The following is a 19,094-nucleotide window of genomic DNA, read 5'->3' as shown; positions in this document are numbered from 1 at the left end:
ACCTTTCTTTTTTTGAAGGGGATTTTTGTATTTTGTCTAAGTAATAATTGGGGGGGATGATAAATGGCTAATTTTGAAGATTTTTTAAATTTGGATTTGAGAATTGGAACTGTAATACATGCAGAGGAATTTAAAGAAGCGAGAGTACCAGCGATTAAACTAGCAATAGATTTTGGAGAAATCGGGATAAAGCAGTCAAGTGCTCAAATTACGAAAAGGTATAGTCCAGAAGATTTAATCGGTCAACAAATCGTTGCTGTTGTAAACTTTCCACCAAAGCGTGTAGCTGGATTCAAATCAGAAGTGCTTGTGCTTGGTGGTGTTCCTGAAGCTGATGATGTTGTGTTACTTCAGCCTAATATGAAATTGCCAAATGGAACAAAAATTAGCTAGGGTGAAGGTAGGGGCTAATATGGATATCGGACGAGAATATTTGCAATGTGCGATTTCGAACTTTAAAGCAACAAAGAAACAAGGGGAGCGGGCACTTTCTCAATTATCATATGAACAAATACAATGGTCTTCTCATGAAGAAACAAATAGTATAGCGATTATTATTAAGCATCTTCACGGTAATATGCGTTCTAGATGGACGGATTTTTTAACGTCTGATGGTGAAAAAACAGATCGTAATCGAGATGGTGAATTTGAAGGATGCTATCACTCAAAAGAAGAAACCCTTATAGCTTGGCAAGAAGGATGGAAATATGTTTTTAATACGATGAATACTTTAACGCCGGAACACTTATTGAAGACGGTATACATTCGCGGTGAAGCACATACTGTCATGCAAGCAATTGAAAGGCAAATTGCTCATTATGCATTGCATATTGGTCAGATTATTTACATTGGGAAGATGTTAAAAGAAAATGAGTGGGAATGTTTAAGTATTCCGAGAGGTCAGTCTACGCGTTCTGTAGAGAAAAAACGTTCAACATAATAATAAGAAAGAAACCGATAAAAAATGGGAAAAAAGAAAGTCAGCCAAATAATAGATGGTTCTGTAATCATAAGAATACTGCCAAAAATAAGTCCATATATAATAAGAAAGAAATTGAAAAGTGTATTCACAGGGAGAAATCGTGAGATAAACACTTGCTGTCGTTTAAAACAATCACTGTGAAATAAATAAAAGCGGAAGTACCATGTGGCTGTAATAAGGTCTTTCTTTCTCACAATTCTTTTTTTGCATGTATGACAGATAAATGGTGGTTGCATTTCATTACGCTCCATTTTTTATTTTCATAATAATGTGAGACAAAAGTAGGTACAAAGTGTATGTTCCTATATACGCTCCTGCAATAAGGAAAAATGGATTCAGTAAAATTCCATGAATGCTCGTCATGAAAACTAAATCTTGTATTAAAACATCGTATATATTAATGGAAATAATTATACCGAGTACATACAGTGCCAAGTACGCAGAAATATGTAGCACAATAGCGATTTTTGGTTGCTTAGCGGACAAATAAAAAATGAATGATAGAGCAATTGGTAATATTCCTATTAATAGCTTCAATTCATTTCACCTCATTAACAATATAGCCGAAATTTTAACGGTCTATTCTCTAGGGCTTGTACATAACTTGAAATAGAGAGGTGATAGTATGAATCGGGGCTTTTTTTTTATGAAGTTTACAAGTATGCGTAAGTTAGTTTTATTTGTTATTACTACAATGCTAGCGACTTTTTTTCTTATTAGTATGATGGTAACCTCTATGAAAGAGACAAAGTCAACGTATTTATATAATTGGTTAAATGAGTTATCGATGAATGGTTACATGTATGTACTTGGAAAAGAGAATCATTATTTTACACAGGAGTATCGAAATTTGAATCAAGATTTTTCAATTTCTTCTTTTCTCTTTTCTATGGCTACAAATATTCGCTTTAATGATGTACGCAGTTTCGTCGGGAAAGAGCTCCCGGGGTTTGGTAAGTACGATACAGAAATTGTTATTGCGGGTGAGGGTACAAATTATTCTAACTTACCGATAGAGTCGAGTGTTCCTCTTGAAGAAGTGGTGAAGGAACGGACTAGTGGAACTGGACAAGTACCTAAACAAGATACGAGTAAAGAGAAAAAACAGCCGTCCCAAACGACTGGGAAGAGACAAGTTGCGTTTATTTATCATACACATAGCTGGGAATCTTATTTACCTTTACTTAACTTAACGAATGACCCGAATCCGAATAAAGCAACGAGTTCTGTATCGAATATTTCTATATTAGGAGATCGTTTCCGTGAACAACTAGAAGGTGAAGGGATTGGAGCTACTAACGATAAGAGTGATGTTGGTCAAAAGTTAATAAGTAAAGGTTTAAACAGTAATAGTTCGTATAAAATGTCACGAGAAATTGTGCAGCAAGCTATGGCTGGAAATAAAGATCTTCAATACTTTTTTGATTTGCATCGTGATAGTGCCCGAAAGAATGTAACGACAAAAACAATTGGAGATAAGTCATATGCAAAGCTTGCATTTGTAGTAGGGAAAGGAAATAAAAACTATGAAAAAAACTTACAATTAGCGACAGCTTTACATGAGGCGATTAATAAGAAATATCCAGGAGTGAGCCGTGGGGTCATTCAAAAAGGGTTCCAGACAGGAAATGGAATCTATAATCAAGACCTATCAGGACAAGCAATATTAATTGAAGTTGGCGGTGTAGATAATACAGAGGAAGAATTGAATCGATCAATTGATGCACTTGCTAAAGCATTTGGTGAATATTTTTGGCAGGCAGAAAAAGTGAATGGATAAAGTGAAACGTGAATTAGCCAGGACATCTATCGATAATTATTAGCGCACTTCAATCTTGAAAAAACGTAAGTGTAATGCTTGCGTTTTTTCTTTGTAATGGTGAGACGTCACAGAATAGACATAATTTGTCGTTGTTATAGTAATATCGAAATTTGTCAATTTATAGTAGGAGATTTACAAAGGAATTTTCGGGAAAGTAGAGAAAATCTTTTTATAAGGAAAACTTTTTATTATGAAACTGGTAGGGTGATTGAAGTGATTAGGGAAATCGAAATAGAAGATGCAGCATCATTTTTGCAATTAAGTAAGCAATTAGATGAAGAAACGAAGTTTATGCTATATGAACCAGGAGAAAGGAAAACTACAGCTGAGCAACAAGAAAAAATGATCCATCGATTTATGGAAAATGAATATGCAACAATATTTGTAGCAGTTGAAGATGAGAGAATAGTAGGTTTTATATTAGTGAATGGAAATAACATTCAAAGAAAGAGGCATGTGGCAAGCATTGTAATTGGTATTTTGCAAGAGTATAGCGGGCGAGGTATTGGGACGAGATTGTTTAAAGAGGTTGAGAAGTGGGCAAAATTACATGATGTATGGCGTTTAGAATTAACAGTAATGGCCCACAATACAAGAGCTCAGGCACTATATAAAAAAGCTGGATTTGAGAAAGAAGGTGTCAAAAAAGCTGCTCTTATTATCGATGGAAAGGGCATCGATGAGTATGAAATGGCCAAATTATTAAAATAAGAGGTCGTTATATGAAAAAAAGATGGGCACTACTTGGTATTGTAGCTGCAATAATTATTATTGGAGTAGCAGGAATCAATTATAAAATGTATAAGGATAAGCAGGCGCGGGAAGTAAGTGTAAATAGCATATTTCCGAAAGCGAAAGAAACGATTGCTAATATGGATGGGGATATTGCGGTAATTAATAATCCGAATTCAATGCTTGTACTTGTAAATAAAAGTAGGCGTTTACCAGATGGGTATAGACCGCCAGATTTAGTTATTCCGAAAGTGCGCTACTCTAGTGAAGGTGATCAAGAAAAGAAAAAGATGAGAAAAGAGGCAGCGAGGGCGCTTGAGGATATGTTTCAGCAGGCTGACAACGAGCGTATTTTTCTTTTTGCAGTTTCTGGATTTAGATCTTTTGATCGACAAAAAGCATTAAATACGATGTATAAAAAACAAGACGGGGAAGCAAAAACAGCAATGTCTAGCGCGGTTCCTGGCACAAGTGAGCATCAAACTGGACTAGCTATGGATATTACGTCTCAATCTGCTAAATTTCAGTTAGAGACGGTTTTTGGGGAAACGAAAGAAGGTCAGTGGCTTTCTGAAAATGCCCATAAATTTGGTTTTGTTGTTCGATACACAAAAGCGAAAGAAACGATTACGGGTTATCGGTATGAACCATGGCACGTAAGGTATGTGGGAAATCCACAAGCTACATATTTGTATGATAATCAACTGACGCTTGAAGAAGTAACAGAGTAAATGATTGAGGGGAGAGACGTATAATGACGATGTTATATAAGAAAAAAGTACATGCATATATTACAAGAGAAAAAGAGGGGGTTATGCAATTACTTGTTTTTAAACATCGTGATATACATGAAGCTGGTATTCAAGTGCCAGGAGGAACGGTTAATGAAGGTGAAACGTTAGAAGCGGCTATATTGCGTGAAGTACAGGAAGAATCCGGATTGCGTCATTTATGCATAGAACGTTTTTTAGCAGATTACATCATACATATGAAAGAAAAACAGGAATATGAAAAACGCCACTTTTTTCATGTAACTTTACTAACAGATGTAAAGGATACTTGGGAACATATTGTAAGTGCTGGTGAGGAAGATAAAGGATTAGTATTTTGTTACGAATGGGTTGATATTGCAAAATGCCCTGAATTAGCTGGGAAACAAGGTGAGTTTTTACATTTGTTAGATGAAGTATACGCACAGTAATGTAAGAGTCTGAAGCGAAGGTTAATGCGTTTCAGACTATTTTTATTTTTCGGGAAATTAAAGGTGTTTAAATAAGGATATTGAATTTCTTTAAAGGGATATTAATTTAGGATGTGTTGAGGTGAAAAATTGAAAAATTAAGGGTTATACGCTAAAAAAGTTCATATAAGGGAGAATATAAATGGAAATTCAGTTTAATCCAATCTTAAAAAAGGAATTAACAATTCAAGATATTCAAAATGAAATGGAATCTGGAAAGTTAACTTCAAAAGAGCTAGTAATGTATTATCTCTATAGAATCGCAAAGTATGATCAAGACGGACCGAAAATCAATTCAATTTTAGAAATCAATCCAGATGCTATTTTTATTGCAGAAGCGTTAGATTATGAAAGAAAGACAAAAGGCGTAAGGGGACCATTGCATGGAATACCTGTTTTGCTTAAGGATAATATTGAAACGAATGACTCCATGCATACAAGTGCAGGTACAATAGCTCTAGAACAAAATATAAGCAGTGAAGATGCATTTCTTGTTACTAAACTGCGAGAAGCAGGGGCAGTGATAATTGGAAAAACGAATATGACAGAATTAGCAAATGCAATGTCTTTTGAAATGTGGGCTGGATATAGTGCAAGAGGTGGTCAAACAATCAATCCATACGGAACGGGCAAGGATCATATGTTTGTTGGCGGATCTAGTACAGGATCTGCGATAGCAGTTGCTGCTAACTTTACAGTAGTATCTGTTGGGACAGAAACCGATGCTTCTATTTTGAGCCCCGCTGTTCAAAATTCTGTAGTAGGTATTAAACCGACTGTCGGTTTAATTAGTCGTAGGGGAATTATTCCATTTACTTATTCACAAGATACAGCTGGACCATTTGCTAGAACGGTAACAGATGCTGCTATTTTGCTAGGGAGTTTAACTGGAGTGGATGAGAAAGATGTAGTTACTCGAAAAAGTGAAAATAGGGCATATCGGGATTATACATCTTACCTTGATGCAAATGGTTTAAATGGAGCGAAGATTGGTGTGTTTAACGATGCACCAAAAGATTATTACGAAAATGGTGAGTATGATGAAATCTTGTTTAAGGAAACGATTCAAGTATTACGTAATGAAGGAGCGACAGTAGTAGAAAATATTGATATTCCTTCTTTTCATAGAGAATGGAGCTGGGGAGTTCCGCTTTATGAGCTGAAGCATAGTTTAGATAACTATCTTTCTAAATTACCTTCTACTATCCCGGTACATTCTATTTCGGAGTTAATGGAGTTTAATAAAAACATAGCAGAAAGAGCTTTAAAATATGGACAAACTAAGTTAGAGGGAAGAAAAGATTTTCCTAATACGTTACGAAATCCAGAATATTTAAATGCGAGATTAGAAGATATATATTTTTCTCAAGAACAAGGCATTGATTTTGCATTGGAAAAATATAATCTTGATGCGATACTGTTTCCTTCCTATATAGGTTCTACTATATGTGCAAAAGCGGGTTATCCGTCTATAGCAATACCAGCAGGGTATATGGAAAGCGGGAGGCCTTTTGGAATTACCATTGCAAGCACTGCCTTTAGTGAAGGGATATTAATTAAATTAGCTTATGCTTTTGAACAAGCGACAAAGCATAGAAAAATCCCCAACTTATCATGAATAGAATAAACAAAGAGGACAGGAATCCCTGTCCTCTTTGTTTTAGTGATTAAAGTGAAATATCGTTCTGCTCTGTCTTATGATATTTTAATAAACTAAAAGATAAACAAGCGGAACATAAAATAAGAATAGAAGCGATGATATAAATTGTACGAACACCGAACATATCAGTAATAATGCCAATGCTAAGCATAGATAGTCCAGAGGCTGTTGAAAGAAGTGCACCATGTGCTGTATACATTTTGGATAATAAAGCAGGGGCGACACTTGATTGTAAAACAGTCGTTTGGGAAATATCTCTAATTTGATAACATGGTCCCATTAGAACACATAGAAAAAGCGCAATAAATCCGCTGCTTGTCATACCGTATAAAAATGTAAGAATACTAAACATAAGAGAGCCAATCGACATAGATCGTATTAAATTGTTTTGAATATAGGAACTCATTTTCCAGGCTAATAGACCACCGATTAACGTGCCAACATAATAACTTGTATTAATATATCCCCACCATTCTTCGCCCTTATGAAGGATAGTCGTAACGTATGCCATCGTAATAGCACCAATCCATATTGTCCCTGCGAAAGTTTCGATTAAGTCCATATATGTAACGGTACGGAGAGAAGGATTTTGAAATAGGAGTTTCCAACCTTCCAATAAAACAGTACTTTTGGAAGAGGGAGAATCTGCTATTCTTTCAGTATGTATGGAACGTAATGAAAAATGTAATGCAATGCATCCGAAAATCATTAAAATGTTATTAATCATGAGTGTAGAAGTAGCGCCAATGAGAAGAACGACAATACTCGTAAATGAATAAGCAACGGCTTGCACAATTTGTGTTGAAAAGGAAAAGATACTATTTACTTTTACTAATTTTTCTTTCGGTGTAAGGCGCGGGAGAATACCGTATAATAACGGAGCACCCCACCCACTACATAATGAAATGACAAAAATAAAAGTTAATAGAGCTATAATGTTTGTGGATAAGACCGGGAACAAAATCATTAATAATAGTAAAAAGACTGTTTTCAGCCATTGGAGGGTATATAACAGCGTATAAGATGGAAAACGATTTATTATAAGTGGTGCAGAGATGTTAGCAATTAGATTTGTGATAACTTGTAATAATGGAAAAAGAGCAGTAATAGTAGCTGATTTAGTTGCTATATAAATATGAGTTGTAATAATCATTACATATACGATGTCAGCGAGAGTAATGCATATTTTGGAACCTAAATAGTAGATTAGTGACAGGTTTCTCAATAAGATTATCACCTCTATAAAAAATAGTATTTAGTAATTAGAATAATTGTAATTTAAAAATTAAAATTTTTAAAGAATTTAATTTTTTGTCACTTTTTGAAAGGGATTTTCATGTATAATGAAGAATATATTGATATAGTATTATATTAATGATCATTGTAACAGTGAGTATGTACAATAGCTTGTAGCAAACGCCCAAGTGTAAGAAAGGGCGGATAAACCATTCTTTTCTTCATATACATATAGAAAATGAGAAAGAAAGTGAGGGTTGCATATGGCTGCTTGGGTAATTTGGTTTATAATAGCTGGTATTTTATTTATCGCAGAAATGTTGTCGATTACATTTTACATGCTTTGGCTTGGAATTGGAGCTGTTGTCGGAGGTCTTATTGCTTTGTTTGCTCCTGATGCACTACTGTTACAAGTTACTGTTGGTGCAATTGTGAGTTTAACTTTGACATTCTTTACGAAAAGAATTTCAAAAAACTTTCGAGAAGCAAAAGGTTTTACTGATACAGTAGATATGCTTGTTGGTAAAAAAGGGATTGTTATGCAAGCGATTACAAATGAAGCGAATGGTATTGTGAAAGTGGATGGAGATACTTGGACAGCTATTGCAGATTCTTCAATTGATGCTGGAGAAAAAGTCGTTGTTATAAAGAGGCATAGTACTATATTACAAGTGAAAAAGGAGAGTGAATAAATATGGTAGCATTAACGTTAACGATTATATTCGCACTAATTGTAGTTACATTTATCGCATTAACAATTAAAATTATTCCTCAGCAAAAAGTTGGGGTTGTTGAAAGATTTGGTAAGTTTCAACGTATCATGCACCCAGGGTTAAATATTTTAATACCAATTGTAGATCGTGTTCGTGTATATCATGACTTACGTATTCAACAAACGAATGTACCACCGCAAAAGGTAATTACGAAAGATAATGTTCAAGTAGAAATTGATACTATTATTTTCTATCAAATTGTTGAACCAGAACTTGCGACATATGGTATTTCAAACTATGAATATGGTGTTCGTAATATTACTTCAGCAACGATGCGTCAAATTATCGGTAAAATGGAACTGGATGAAACGTTATCTGGTCGTGAAAAAATTTCAACAGAAATCCGCTTAGCGCTTGATGAAGCAACAGAAAAATGGGGCGTACGTATTGAACGTGTCGAAGTTGTTGATATTAACCCGCCAAAAGATGTGCAAGCATCAATGGAAAAACAAATGAAGGCTGAGCGTAATAAACGTGCGATTATTTTAGAAGCTGAAGCAGCAAAACAAGATAAAGTCCTTCGTGCTGAAGGGGAAAAGCAAAGTAAAATCTTGATGGCTGAAGGGGATAAAGAAGCGCGTATTCGCGAAGCTGAAGGTATAAAAGAAGCAAAAGAATTAGAAGCGCAAGGGGAAGCAAGGGCAATTGAAGAAATTGCAAAAGCAGAACAAAATCGTATTGAATTGCTTCGTGAAGCGAATTTGGATGAGCGTATACTTGCTTACAAATCATTTGAATCATTAGCTGAAGTTGCAAAAGGACCAGCAAATAAAGTCTTTATTCCGTCTAATGCAATTGAAACACTTGGTACTCTTGGGGCAATTGGAGAAATATTTAAAGAAAAACAAGTGAAGAAACTACCTTCAAATGATACAGGAAAAGAACAATAAAAGTGAGGAAGAGAAATGGGATACCATTTCTCTTTTTTTGCGTATATTCCGAAAAGCTTGTACATATCCATGTATAAAGAAGGTGATGCAGTGAAAAAGTATGCAACTCGAATACATGGGAAGAAACTGATTTCGTTACTCCTTTTATATGCGCTAATAGTAATTATGATAGCGTCGATTTTGACGTCATTTTTACATACAATGAAATCGAATTATGCAAATCAATGGTTTGGAAAAGTATCGATGCAAGGTTTTGTTCAAATGATAGAAAGTGAGAATCGCTATTACGGATTTGATTATTTTAAGAAGAATAAAAGAGAGTCAGTTGGAAATTTAATGTTCTCTATTGCGACAGATTTGAAAATTAAAGATTTAAGAACATTCGTCGGTAAAGAAGTACCTGGTATGTCAAAGTATTATTCTAATATTATCGTAGCTGGGGAAGGAACAAACTTGACGAATATCCCAAATGAATCTAGTGTACCGATTGAAGAAGTAACGAAAGAACGGGAAGTAGCAAAAGATAAAGTTACAGAAGCGGAAAAGAATAATCCGGTTCAGAAAAAGAACGGAGCGAAAAAAGGTGAAAGTGCAGTATATATTTATCATACACATAGCTGGGAATCCTTCTTTCCATTATTACCAGGGGCTACGGATCCATCAAGTCCAGATGTAAATGTGTCCTTACTAGGGAAACGTATGAAAGAGCAACTTGAAGGACAAGGAATTCCGGTAGTTCACGATAAAACGAATATGGGTGATTTATTAGCGAGTAAAAAATGGAAATGGCCGCAATCATATAAAGCGTCTCATGAATATGTAAAAGAAGCATTAGCACAAAATAATAAAATTGCGTTTCCAATTGATATACACCGTGACGATCAGCGTAAGAAAGTAACAACAAAAGTAATTAACGGAAAATCGTATGCAAGATTATATTTTATAATTGGGATGGAAAATGAAGGCCGTGCTGAAAATGAAAAAATTGCAAGAGCGATCAATAGTTATTTAGATGAAAACTACTACGGATTAAGTAGAGGGATTTTTCCAAAGTATAAAAAAGATGGAAATGGCGTTTATAACCAAGATTTATCGAAAAATGCGATGTTAATTGAAGTTGGTGGTGTTGATAATACGTTAGATGAATTATATAACACAATTGATGTGTTAACAGAAGCGTTTAGTAAATATTATTGGAATGATGCGGAAAAAGTGAATGGATGAGGGACGGGAGACCGTTCCTTTTTTATTTTGGAATCTTAAAAAGTGATATAATGGAATTTTATGAATGTTAAATAAAGGGAGAGAGAAACATGCAAATACTACTAATACGCCACGGAGAATCAGAAGCTGATATTTTACATGTGCATGAAGGTCGAGCTGATTTTGAGTTAACTGACAAAGGGAGACAACAAGTACAAAGACTTGTACAGAAAGTGAAAAAAGATTTTGCGCCAGATTTCATTTGGGCAAGCACATTAAAACGCGCTCGTGAAACGGGTGAAATATTAGCAGAAGCAATTGGTTGTCCAATTCAATTAGAAGAGGAATTAATGGAGTTTAATAATGGAGTGCAAGCAGGCTTATCATTTGAAGAAGCAAAGAAATATCCAGAGCCAAAGTTTCTTCATGACCGTTTTGAAAACGGAGAATCATTTATTGAGTTTCGAATGAGAATAGAAGGAATCTTTTCTAAAATTATGATAGAGAATACATATGATCGAATTGCAATTGTTGCCCATGGAGGCGTAATTAATAGTCTATTACGTGCATTTTTCAAAATGCCAATTTCAATGGACTACTATTTCAAAATGGGAGATACGGGAATAAGTTTAATTGAAATTGAGGGTGAACAAAAAACGGTGCATTTCATTAATGATACGAATCATTTGGACGGGATGTAAAGACTTATGTACAAAGTTGTATTTTTCGATGTTGACGGTACGTTATTAAGTGAGATTGATAGAAGCATGCACGAAAGTACAAAAGAAGCGATACGAAGGTTAATAGATAAAGGAATTCACGTAGTTGTTACAACTGGAAGACCGTATAGTTTATGCTCACAATTTAAGGAACTAGGTATAAATACGTTTATTTCAGCAAATGGTGCACATATAAAATGTGGGAAAGAAGTTATACATAAATCAGTACTTTCAAGCGAAATCGTTCATGATATTTCAAATTTTGCTGAATTACATGGTCACAGTGTTTCTTACTTTACAGAAGAATTTGCAATGAATAATATTGCTTCCAAAGATGAACGTGTCATGCGGGCGTTAAATGAAACTTTAAATTTAGAGCGGTATCCTGACAAAGTTAGAAACTTATCAGATGAGATGTATTGCATATGTCTGTATGCTGATGATACAGAAGCTCAAAAATTCATTGAAAGATATCCAGCACTTACGTTTGAGCGTTTTCATGGTTACGTTATAAATGTATTGGAAGATAGTAAAGTATCGAAGCTAACTGCAATTCAAAAAGTATTGGAACATTTAAACATTAGTAAATTAGAAGCCATTGCTTTTGGCGATGGTGGAAATGATATTGAGATGTTGCAGTATGTAGGATTAGGAGTTGCGATGGGAAATGGTGGAGAGGAGTTGAAGAGAAGGGCTGATTTCGTTACAACGAAGGCGAGTGAAGGCGGAATTTCTTATGCCTTAAAGAAGTTGCGAATTATTTAAAACTAATAGTTAGTCAGTGTGAAAAATCCTGTTTTAATAATGGCTTTTGTTAATATGTATACTGTTTTAGGGAATTATTTGAGCTCTCCTACTTACAATTTAACTGCAGAACAAATCCTTTATTTTCGCTTAGCAGGGCTGTTTGGTATGTTGCTGTCACCACTTGCAGGTCTTTTAACAAAGAGGTTTGAAGTAAGGAAAGTTCTTCAAGGAGGATTGTTGATTGTTATTTTTAGTCTAAGTTCAATGGGCTTTGTTTCGGATCTATCTCTACTTGTAATGATGAGTGTCTGTTTTGTAATAGGTATTGCTATATCCGTTCCGTCTTTAGTTTCTCTTGGAGGTCAATTAGGAGGGAAAGCAAGGGGAATATACTTTTATTTTATTTTTAGGTACTAGTATAGGACCTATCATTTCTATTTATCTTATGAAAATAGGAGGTTATGCTCAAACATTTATTTTATTAGGAATGATACTTTTTATTGGTTTTGTAGCTAATTAATGAATGAGTGGAAAATCACTCAAATAAAGGAATGCGAGGATCTTTCATATGCTCGCATAATAAAATATGAATTTGTCCACGATGATGATAAAAGTGTGCAACGATTTCAAGTAACCATTCAAAGCGCGAATAAGAAATCCCCCAATAGGCAGTCATAACTTTTGCTAATTCTATTTGGGAGTAGGAAAGAAATGTTTTAGAGAGAAGGTTGTATCCTTCAATCATCGTTTGTTGCATGTGAGCAACTGTTACGGGTGTATGTTCTATATAAAAGGTATGTAATTCTTTTTCTGAAATACCATTTAAAATGAGTAAATCAGCATGACAAATAAGAGAAAGATGTGCACACATTTCAAATAATGATCGTTTTGAGTGAATCGGTTGTATTTTTAAATCGTTTTCACTATATTGGTTAAGCATATAAATAGAAGTATCAATAGCAACTTTTAGTTGATGCAATGCAGATTGAACAAACATTGTAATTCTCCTCGTCTCCGTATATAATAGTTTCTTGAGGATATTATATCATACTCAAAATTCCGAAAATTCTAGTAGTTTGACTAGCATAATGAAAAGTATTATATTGTAAAAGGTCATATGAAACGTGAAATAGAATGGAATGCAATTATTGAGTTAGGAGTTAGACCAATGAGTTTGAAATATGGAAGAGATACAATTGTAGAAATTGACTTAAATGCTGTAAAACATAATGTAAAAGAATTTAAAAAACATGTAAATGATGAAGAAATTAAGATGATGGCTGCTGTAAAAGCGAATGGGTATGGCCATGGGGCAGTTGAAGTTGCCAAAGCTGCAATTGAAGCGGGAATACATCAACTTGCAGTTGCATTTGTAGATGAAGCAATAGAATTAAGAGAAGCAGGAATTACTGTACCAATTTTAATTTTAGGATACACACCAGTAGCGGCTGTAGAAGATGTAATTCAATATGACGTTATGATGACTGTTTATAGAGTAGAAGATTTACATGGTATAAATGAAATTGCAAACCGTCTTCAAAAGAAAGTACAAATTCAAGTGAAAATTGATACAGGAATGAGTCGTATCGGTTTACAAGAAGAAGAAGTTAAACCATTTTTAGAAGAATTAAACCGTATGGAGTATGTAGAGGTAGTAGGGATGTTTACGCATTACTCTACGGCAGATGAAATCGATAAATCATATACGAATATGCAAACAAGTTTATTTGAAAAAGCTGTTAATACAGCGAAAGAATTAGGAATTCAAATACCATATATTCATAGTTCAAATAGTGCGGGATCAATGGAATTAAGTAACACATTTCAAAATATGGTACGCGTTGGAATAGGAGTGTACGGTATGTATCCATCAAAAGAAGTGGATCATTCAGTCGTTTCTTTACAGCCTGCGTTGTCGTTAAAATCAAAAGTAGCTCATATTAAACATGCGAAGAAGAATCGTGGTGTAAGTTATGGGAATACGTATGTAACAACTGGTGAAGAATGGATTGCGACTGTACCAATTGGTTATGCTGATGGTTATAATCGTCAATTATCTAATAAAGGCTATGCGTTAATTAATGGGGTTCGAGTACCTGTTATTGGCCGTGTTTGTATGGATCAGTTAATGTTGGATGTTTCAAAAGCGATGCCAGTACAAGTAGGAGACGAAGTAGTATTCTACGGTAAACAAGGTGAAGAAAATATCGCAGTAGAAGAAATAGCGGATATGTTAGGTACAATAAACTATGAAGTTACATGTATGCTAGATAGAAGAATTCCGCGTGTCTATAAAGAAAATGACGAAACAACTGCAGTTGTAAATATATTAAGAAAAAACTGAATCATTTCGATTCAGTTTTTTTATTTTTTTATTCATATCAAATGCGAATATACCCTCGTTATGTAATACGGAGTAAACTTTGTGAAACACACTTTTTAGTTCAACTAAATTAAACTATCACCGGCAGAGATGACCAGTCCCGCAACAAAGATCTAATATACGAGAGTAGGGAAGAGCATCTTGTAAAACGAGGCTGGATAGGAGTATTAAACAAAATGTCCCCAATGTTTATTATAGATGTCTGCTAAAATATCATAATTAGAATAAATTGTTTTTTTAACATATGTATTCACCTAAAAATTAATTAAATTATAATAGTCATGCCTCGTGTTAATTTCAAAACCACATTGTGTATATAGTTTTAAAGCGTGGATATTTTTCGTTTCGACGTCTAACTCAATTGTTGAAACTCCTTCTGTAATAAGAGTATGTACTATATTACAAAGAATATCTTTTCCGTATCCTTTACCTTGATAAGAAGGATGAACGGCGAATCCTGATAGTGTAGTAGATTGCTCTTGTTTAGAAACTGTAATTGTTCCTATCACTTTTCCAGCAATAAGGGCACTGTAAACTTGATGGGAAGATGAATTCATCATTTTTTGTAACCATGTAGCCGTATTTTCTACTGAATCACCAAAAGCTTTACTAGAAATTTCAATAAGATCAAGAAGTGATTCTGAAGGTGCAAGAGTAAGCTGTATATTATTATCTGTTGTTTTTTGAATTTCGTTTGTTTTGAACTCCATACTATATTCACTATATAAATATGGTAACTTCATATGTTTTACAAATTCATTCCCAGAAATAGAATCCCCATTAATAATAAGAAGAGCTTCATCTGTCTCTCTATTTTGTATTTCTTTCATTGCAGTTTGTAAAAGGATAGTTCCGAAACGTTGTTTTCTAAAATGAGGATGTACAAAGCCTATTAGTTCAAGCTTTGTTGGTCTTTCGAAATCATACATATTTAAAGCGCCAATTAATTGAGTACCGTTATAAAGAAGAAAATCGTTTATATAATCTTCATTTCGATTTTTTAAAAAGTTGATATGTAAATCTGAAGAGTAATCAAGATTGTCTTGTTGCCCACAAATATAAGCCAAATCCTTCATTTGCTGTATTTCACTTTCTGTTACATAACGCTTTTTCTGAATATCCATTGTATACTCCCTCTCATTTGTATTTAAAAATAGGATGGGTGACTTAACCATTTCTTTAATTCCACATTACCTTGCACAGATAACAGTCGGTATAAATAACGATAAGGCTGTCTATATTCTTCTAATTGAGGAATAGACATAATTGTTTCGTAACCACTTTTAAAGGCATGCGCTTCTTTTTCGGTAAGTACATATTCTAGTCCGATAAAATCAAGTTCTCGCGGAGCAACAGCGTAAGCTTCACTATCTACTAAACCCGTAATAGTTGTACCGTCAGATAAAAATTGAGTAGGATCCATATCAATTAAGACGAGTGTAGATTCCTTTGGTACGGACAGGGAAGAAAGTTGTGATTCAAAGGTAGGGAATGCATTTTTTATGCTTTCATCATCGGAATAAAACATATTCACAAGCTCTTTACTCACGTTTAAAATATGTGATTGGAATTCATCTAGTGGAACTTGGAACGTGCCTGACGGATTTCCTATGAAATCGGCTTTAAATTTATGTATTTCTGCAAGTCCTTTTCCTAGGCTGAATAAAATAGAATCTGGTTGCTCGATCAAAGATTGAACTGTGTTACCTACTAACTTTTCGACCACCACAAATTCACGGCTATTTAAAACATGTTTTTCTAATATTGTTGGGATAGGAAGATTCGTATGTTCTTGCAGCAATGTATGTACAGTTTCTAAATGATGGACGTTCCTTGGATCAATTCCAAATAGATTTTTACATCCCCACCAAAAATCATTATTTGGTTCTTCATTCATTTTAGAAGCACGAACGATAACTTCTGTATCTTCTGTTTGAACGAGAAAAACATCACTTGCATGATCTTCATAACCTGGGTGCAAGGCTTGAACGGATAGAATAGGTGAATTGAATAGTTGTTGTAACATGAAAAGACTCCTTTTTCTGTAAATTCCATAAATTCATTATATAACAGATGATGTGTTATGAGGATAAAGATAAAAAGATAGACAGCATACTTACATTTATAGTGAAAACTCATTAAAAATATTATATTTCTCTATTTTTGTATGAATTGTCTAAAAATAATGGTGGTAATACTTGAATGTAAGACTCGTATCTTTAAATCTATGAAGAGTAAAAGTAAAATTAAGCATTCATTTATAAGATTGTGAATCACAATAATGTAGACTATAGAAAATATTTCTCAATAATAAAATGAAGAGAAAAGCATGAAGAAGTAGAATGCATTCATTTATAATAGACTTAAATTAATTAATATAATTAATTGTTAATTTTATTATATTAATTGGATAGGAGAGAATGTTATGGCAAATGTACTCGTAATAAATTTTCCTGGGGAAGGTCATATTAATCCGACTTTAGCTGTTGTAAGTGAGTTAATTCAGCGAGGGGAAACAGTTGTTTCTTATTGTATTGAAGATTATAGAAAGAAGGTTGAAGCAACAGGTGCGGAATTCCGAGTGTTTGAGAATTTTCTCTCTCAAATTAATATTATGGAACGAGTAAATGAAGGTGGGAGCCCTTTGACGATGCTATCTCATATGATTGAAGCATCAGAGCGTATTGTTACTCAAATTGTAGAAGAAACAAAAGAGGAAAAATATGATTATTTAATATATGATAATCATTTTCCAGTAGGACGTATTATAGCGAATATTTTACAATTACCAAGCGTTTCATCCTGTACAACGTTTGCTGTTAATCAGTACATTAATTTTCATGATGAGCAAGAATCAAGACAAGTAGATGAAATGGATCCATTATATCAATCTTGTTTAGCGGGAATGGAAAGATGGAATAAGCAGTATGGAATGAAATGTAATAGTATGTATGATATTATGAACCATCCTGGTGATATTACGATTGTATATACTTCAAAAGAATATCAGCCACGTTCAGAGGTATTTGATGAATCGTATAAATTTGTAGGTCCATCAATTGCTACTCGAAAAGAAGTGGGGAGTTTTCCTACCGAAGATTTAAAAAATGAAAAAGTGATTTTCATTTCTATGGGAACAGTTTTTAATGAACAACCTGCTTTGTATGAAAAATGTTTTGAAGCGTTTAAAGATGTTGATGCGACAGTCGTATTAGTCGTTGGTAAGAAGATAAATATAAGTCAATTTGAAAATATCCCGAAAAACTTTAAGTTGTATAATTATGTCCCGCAATTAGAAGTTTTACAGCATGCTGATGTATTCGTGACACATGGTGGTATGAATAGTTCGAGTGAAGCGTTATATTACGGTGTTCCATTAGTTGTAATTCCGGTAACAGGAGATCAGCCATTCGTTGCAAAACGATTGACTGAAGTAGGGGCAGGAATAAGACTTAATCGCAACGAGTTAACTTCTGAATTATTACGTGAGACTGTAAAGAAAGTAATGGATGATGTGACGTTTAAGGAGAATAGTCGTAAAGTGGGAGAGTCGCTTAGAAATGCCGGTGGATATCAAAGGGCAGTTGAGGAAATATTCAAATTAAAAATGAAGCCGTACGTAAAGATTAAATAGATGTTAAAAACACACTTACTTTTAATTTGTAAGTGTGTTTTTAGTATTACGCGTTACATGTGTTACATAAAAATAGCGATAAAGGAGAAACTTTTGTGTATATAAATCGATACCTTTGAATTAGTAGTAAAATTACGTTAAAATAATACTAAGAAAATATATAAGTTTTGGGGGTAATGAATGAAGAAAGTATTTGAATACGTATTATTAACAATTGGCTCAATTATAGTAGCAGGTTCATTAGAGCTTATTTTAGCACCTAATGGATTAGTAGATGGCGGGGTAACGGCTATTGCTATTATGGCAAATAAAGTTGCAGGATTGCCGCTTTATGGTGTGTTCTTAGGAATTAATATCCCAATTTTATTATTTACTGCAAAAGTAATGGGAAAGAAATTTTTTATCCGTACATCTTATGCGAATGTAGTTACAACACTCGGATTAATTTATTTAAAACCCTTTCCAGCAATTACGACTTCTGAGTTATTAATTGTACTTTATGGTGGAGTACTGTTTGGAATTGGTGTTGGGATTGTTGTTAAAATGGGTGGAGCAATTGACGGTTCGGAAATGTTAGCAGTTTGGATGAATAAACACTTTAATGTACCGATTAGTACATTTTTACTTGCAGTAAATGCAGTTATTTTCATCTTTGTTGCCATTTTATTTTCAATCGAACAAGCGATGTTCTCATTAGCAATTTTCTATATTGTTACGAAGATGATTGATTTTATATTAGATGGTATTAATCAAGGTAAGAGCGTTATGATTATTTCTGGTAAGAATAAAGAAATAGGCGATTTACTTATGAAAGAATTACAACTATCTGTTACGTATCTACATGGAGAAGGTGGTTTTTTAGGGGAGCATAAGAGAATCATTTATTGCATTACAAACCGATTCATTTATCCGAAAATGAAAGATCTCGTTCTCTCTGTAGATCCAGCCGCTATAATCGAAGCTTCCTATTCAACAGAAACGACTGGTGTGAAACGTCCGGGAAGGAAAGCTAGGTCAGGTGAATAACTAGAAGAAGGCTGTCCAAAAAGTTATTTTGGACAGCCTTCTTTTTT

Annotated in this window: 22 protein-coding genes and 1 pseudogene; 16 read left to right on the top strand and 7 right to left on the bottom strand. The window is 34.0% G+C overall.

The features are described 5' to 3' along the window. Positions 1 to 63 precede the first annotated feature (63 nt). Positions 64 to 393 (top strand): chaperone CsaA, encoded by a 330-nt coding sequence (csaA, locus tag ACTFR8_RS04330; RefSeq protein ID WP_001263016.1) that lies wholly within the window; start codon positions 64 to 66, stop codon positions 391 to 393. Continuing rightward, positions 374 to 940 (top strand): DUF1572 domain-containing protein, encoded by a 567-nt coding sequence (locus ACTFR8_RS04325; protein WP_000435829.1) that lies wholly within the window; start codon positions 374 to 376, stop codon positions 938 to 940. Before csaA ends, ACTFR8_RS04325 begins: the two co-directional genes overlap by 20 nt. On the opposite strand, the gene ACTFR8_RS04320 is transcribed toward ACTFR8_RS04325, so the two are convergent. Both ACTFR8_RS04320 and ACTFR8_RS04315 read right to left on the bottom strand, forming a co-directional pair. Further along, positions 901 to 1,218, bottom strand: a complete 318-nt coding sequence (locus tag ACTFR8_RS04320; protein ID WP_002098535.1) for a hypothetical protein — start codon at positions 1,216 to 1,218, stop codon at positions 901 to 903. The genes ACTFR8_RS04325 and ACTFR8_RS04320 overlap by 40 nt on opposite strands. Before the next feature lie 4 nt (positions 1,219 to 1,222). Then, positions 1,223 to 1,519, bottom strand: coding sequence for a hypothetical protein (locus tag ACTFR8_RS04315; RefSeq protein ID WP_000770734.1), 297 nt, complete (start codon positions 1,517 to 1,519; stop codon positions 1,223 to 1,225). An 88-nt stretch (positions 1,520 to 1,607) separates the two neighbouring features. On the opposite strand from ACTFR8_RS04315, the gene spoIIP (ACTFR8_RS04310) reads away from it, so the two are divergent. From spoIIP (ACTFR8_RS04310) to ACTFR8_RS04290, 5 genes are all read left to right on the top strand, one after another. Continuing rightward, entirely contained in the window at positions 1,608 to 2,762 is a 1,155-nt protein-coding gene (gene spoIIP / locus ACTFR8_RS04310) for a stage II sporulation protein P (protein WP_001079280.1), read from the top strand. Positions 2,763 to 3,017: 255 nt separating this feature from the next. Beyond that, the gene (locus tag ACTFR8_RS04305; RefSeq protein ID WP_000617574.1) at positions 3,018 to 3,515 is read left to right on the top strand and encodes a GNAT family N-acetyltransferase; all 498 of its coding nucleotides are present in this window, start codon (positions 3,018 to 3,020) and stop codon (positions 3,513 to 3,515) included. A gap of 11 nt (positions 3,516 to 3,526) precedes the next feature. Further along, positions 3,527 to 4,267, top strand: a complete 741-nt coding sequence (locus ACTFR8_RS04300) for a M15 family metallopeptidase (RefSeq protein ID WP_000747647.1) — start codon at positions 3,527 to 3,529, stop codon at positions 4,265 to 4,267. A gap of 23 nt (positions 4,268 to 4,290) precedes the next feature. Beyond that, positions 4,291 to 4,737, top strand: a complete 447-nt coding sequence (locus tag ACTFR8_RS04295) for an NUDIX hydrolase (RefSeq protein WP_000178289.1) — start codon at positions 4,291 to 4,293, stop codon at positions 4,735 to 4,737. A 181-nt stretch (positions 4,738 to 4,918) separates the two neighbouring features. Beyond that, entirely contained in the window at positions 4,919 to 6,394 is a 1,476-nt protein-coding gene (locus tag ACTFR8_RS04290; RefSeq protein ID WP_000405398.1) for an amidase family protein, read from the top strand. 49 nt (positions 6,395 to 6,443) lie between these two features. On the opposite strand, the gene ACTFR8_RS04285 is transcribed toward ACTFR8_RS04290, so the two are convergent. Beyond that, positions 6,444 to 7,661 carry an MFS transporter gene (locus tag ACTFR8_RS04285; protein ID WP_001245222.1) on the bottom strand — a complete coding sequence of 406 codons (1,218 nt, stop codon included), beginning with the start codon at positions 7,659 to 7,661 and terminating at the stop codon, positions 6,444 to 6,446. A 274-nt stretch (positions 7,662 to 7,935) separates the two neighbouring features. Here ACTFR8_RS04285 and ACTFR8_RS04280 point away from each other — a divergent pair, with 274 nt between their 5' ends. The 6 genes from ACTFR8_RS04280 to ACTFR8_RS04255 all read left to right on the top strand — a co-directional run bounded on the left by ACTFR8_RS04280 (position 7,936) and on the right by ACTFR8_RS04255 (position 12,421). Continuing rightward, positions 7,936 to 8,364, top strand: a complete 429-nt coding sequence (locus ACTFR8_RS04280) for an NfeD family protein (protein WP_000741974.1) — start codon at positions 7,936 to 7,938, stop codon at positions 8,362 to 8,364. A 2-nt stretch (positions 8,365 to 8,366) separates the two neighbouring features. Further along, positions 8,367 to 9,335, top strand: a complete 969-nt coding sequence (locus ACTFR8_RS04275) for an SPFH domain-containing protein (RefSeq protein WP_000226253.1) — start codon at positions 8,367 to 8,369, stop codon at positions 9,333 to 9,335. Between the two features lie 15 nt (positions 9,336 to 9,350). Next, the gene (spoIIP, locus tag ACTFR8_RS04270; protein ID WP_002098533.1) at positions 9,351 to 10,559 is read left to right on the top strand and encodes a stage II sporulation protein P; all 1,209 of its coding nucleotides are present in this window, start codon (positions 9,351 to 9,353) and stop codon (positions 10,557 to 10,559) included. Positions 10,560 to 10,648: 89 nt separating this feature from the next. After that, positions 10,649 to 11,239 carry a histidine phosphatase family protein gene (locus ACTFR8_RS04265; RefSeq protein ID WP_001166433.1) on the top strand — a complete coding sequence of 197 codons (591 nt, stop codon included), beginning with the start codon at positions 10,649 to 10,651 and terminating at the stop codon, positions 11,237 to 11,239. Positions 11,240 to 11,245: 6 nt separating this feature from the next. Then, complete coding sequence (locus ACTFR8_RS04260) at positions 11,246 to 12,022, top strand: Cof-type HAD-IIB family hydrolase (RefSeq protein WP_000278964.1); 777 nt, start codon at positions 11,246 to 11,248, stop codon at positions 12,020 to 12,022. Between the two features lie 39 nt (positions 12,023 to 12,061). Continuing rightward, the gene (locus ACTFR8_RS04255; RefSeq protein ID WP_003284084.1) at positions 12,062 to 12,421 is read left to right on the top strand and encodes a hypothetical protein; all 360 of its coding nucleotides are present in this window, start codon (positions 12,062 to 12,064) and stop codon (positions 12,419 to 12,421) included. Positions 12,422 to 12,539: 118 nt separating this feature from the next. Here the strand turns inward: ACTFR8_RS04255 and ACTFR8_RS04250 are convergent, their stop codons facing one another. Then, a complete protein-coding gene (locus ACTFR8_RS04250) occupies positions 12,540 to 13,001 on the bottom strand; it encodes a DinB family protein (protein WP_000498004.1) in 462 nt (153 codons plus the stop codon). Positions 13,002 to 13,172: 171 nt separating this feature from the next. Between ACTFR8_RS04250 and alr the strand changes: the two genes are divergently transcribed. Then, positions 13,173 to 14,348 (top strand): alanine racemase, encoded by a 1,176-nt coding sequence (gene alr / locus ACTFR8_RS04245; RefSeq protein ID WP_021727885.1) that lies wholly within the window; start codon positions 13,173 to 13,175, stop codon positions 14,346 to 14,348. Between the two features lie 30 nt (positions 14,349 to 14,378). Here the strand turns inward: alr and ACTFR8_RS04240 are convergent. The 3 genes and pseudogenes from ACTFR8_RS04240 to ACTFR8_RS04230 all read right to left on the bottom strand — a co-directional run. Further along, positions 14,379 to 14,641, bottom strand: a pseudogene (locus ACTFR8_RS04240) (class I SAM-dependent methyltransferase); the annotation flags it as partial. Next, entirely contained in the window at positions 14,642 to 15,511 is an 870-nt protein-coding gene (locus ACTFR8_RS04235) for a GNAT family N-acetyltransferase (RefSeq protein ID WP_000354431.1), read from the bottom strand. A gap of 23 nt (positions 15,512 to 15,534) precedes the next feature. Beyond that, entirely contained in the window at positions 15,535 to 16,413 is an 879-nt protein-coding gene (locus ACTFR8_RS04230) for a hypothetical protein (RefSeq protein ID WP_000941376.1), read from the bottom strand. Positions 16,414 to 16,812: 399 nt separating this feature from the next. On the opposite strand from ACTFR8_RS04230, the gene ACTFR8_RS04225 reads away from it, so the two are divergent. Next, the gene (locus ACTFR8_RS04225; RefSeq protein WP_000024492.1) at positions 16,813 to 18,021 is read left to right on the top strand and encodes a macrolide family glycosyltransferase; all 1,209 of its coding nucleotides are present in this window, start codon (positions 16,813 to 16,815) and stop codon (positions 18,019 to 18,021) included. A 180-nt stretch (positions 18,022 to 18,201) separates the two neighbouring features. Then, positions 18,202 to 19,047: a YitT family protein gene (locus tag ACTFR8_RS04220; RefSeq protein WP_000755125.1), complete on the top strand. Its 846-nt coding sequence runs from the start codon at positions 18,202 to 18,204 to the stop codon at positions 19,045 to 19,047. The last annotated feature ends 47 nt before the right edge of the window (positions 19,048 to 19,094 follow it).

It is taken from the genome of Bacillus cereus group sp. MYBK15-3 (assembly GCF_051916765.1).
GTDB lineage: Bacteria > Bacillota > Bacilli > Bacillales > Bacillaceae_G > Bacillus_A > Bacillus_A cereus.
The sequence above is the reverse complement of the archived record's forward strand: the minus strand, read 5'-3'. Positions and strand labels throughout refer to the sequence as shown.

Excerpts from the sequence above, each read along its gene's own strand:
- ACTFR8_RS04255 (WP_003284084.1), top strand. The coding sequence starts at position 12,062 with ATGGCTTTTGTTAATATGTATACTGTTTTAGGGAATTATTTGAGCTCT.
- ACTFR8_RS04295 (WP_000178289.1), top strand. The coding sequence starts at position 4,291 with ATGACGATGTTATATAAGAAAAAAGTACATGCATATATTACAAGAGAA.
- ACTFR8_RS04260 (WP_000278964.1), top strand. The coding sequence starts at position 11,246 with ATGTACAAAGTTGTATTTTTCGATGTTGACGGTACGTTATTAAGTGAG.
- ACTFR8_RS04280 (WP_000741974.1), top strand. The coding sequence starts at position 7,936 with ATGGCTGCTTGGGTAATTTGGTTTATAATAGCTGGTATTTTATTTATC.
- ACTFR8_RS04230 (WP_000941376.1), bottom strand. The coding sequence starts at position 16,413 with ATGTTACAACAACTATTCAATTCACCTATTCTATCCGTTCAAGCCTTG.
- csaA (WP_001263016.1), top strand. The coding sequence starts at position 64 with ATGGCTAATTTTGAAGATTTTTTAAATTTGGATTTGAGAATTGGAACT.
- ACTFR8_RS04250 (WP_000498004.1), bottom strand. The coding sequence starts at position 13,001 with ATGTTTGTTCAATCTGCATTGCATCAACTAAAAGTTGCTATTGATACT.
- ACTFR8_RS04265 (WP_001166433.1), top strand. The coding sequence starts at position 10,649 with ATGCAAATACTACTAATACGCCACGGAGAATCAGAAGCTGATATTTTA.
- ACTFR8_RS04290 (WP_000405398.1), top strand. The coding sequence starts at position 4,919 with ATGGAAATTCAGTTTAATCCAATCTTAAAAAAGGAATTAACAATTCAA.
- ACTFR8_RS04225 (WP_000024492.1), top strand. The coding sequence starts at position 16,813 with ATGGCAAATGTACTCGTAATAAATTTTCCTGGGGAAGGTCATATTAAT.
- spoIIP (WP_002098533.1), top strand. The coding sequence starts at position 9,351 with ATGGGATACCATTTCTCTTTTTTTGCGTATATTCCGAAAAGCTTGTAC.
- alr (WP_021727885.1), top strand. The coding sequence starts at position 13,173 with ATGAGTTTGAAATATGGAAGAGATACAATTGTAGAAATTGACTTAAAT.
- spoIIP (WP_001079280.1), top strand. The coding sequence starts at position 1,608 with ATGAATCGGGGCTTTTTTTTTATGAAGTTTACAAGTATGCGTAAGTTA.
- ACTFR8_RS04220 (WP_000755125.1), top strand. The coding sequence starts at position 18,202 with ATGAAGAAAGTATTTGAATACGTATTATTAACAATTGGCTCAATTATA.
- ACTFR8_RS04300 (WP_000747647.1), top strand. The coding sequence starts at position 3,527 with ATGAAAAAAAGATGGGCACTACTTGGTATTGTAGCTGCAATAATTATT.
- ACTFR8_RS04235 (WP_000354431.1), bottom strand. The coding sequence starts at position 15,511 with ATGGATATTCAGAAAAAGCGTTATGTAACAGAAAGTGAAATACAGCAA.
- ACTFR8_RS04320 (WP_002098535.1), bottom strand. The coding sequence starts at position 1,218 with ATGCAACCACCATTTATCTGTCATACATGCAAAAAAAGAATTGTGAGA.
- ACTFR8_RS04325 (WP_000435829.1), top strand. The coding sequence starts at position 374 with ATGGAACAAAAATTAGCTAGGGTGAAGGTAGGGGCTAATATGGATATC.
- ACTFR8_RS04275 (WP_000226253.1), top strand. The coding sequence starts at position 8,367 with ATGGTAGCATTAACGTTAACGATTATATTCGCACTAATTGTAGTTACA.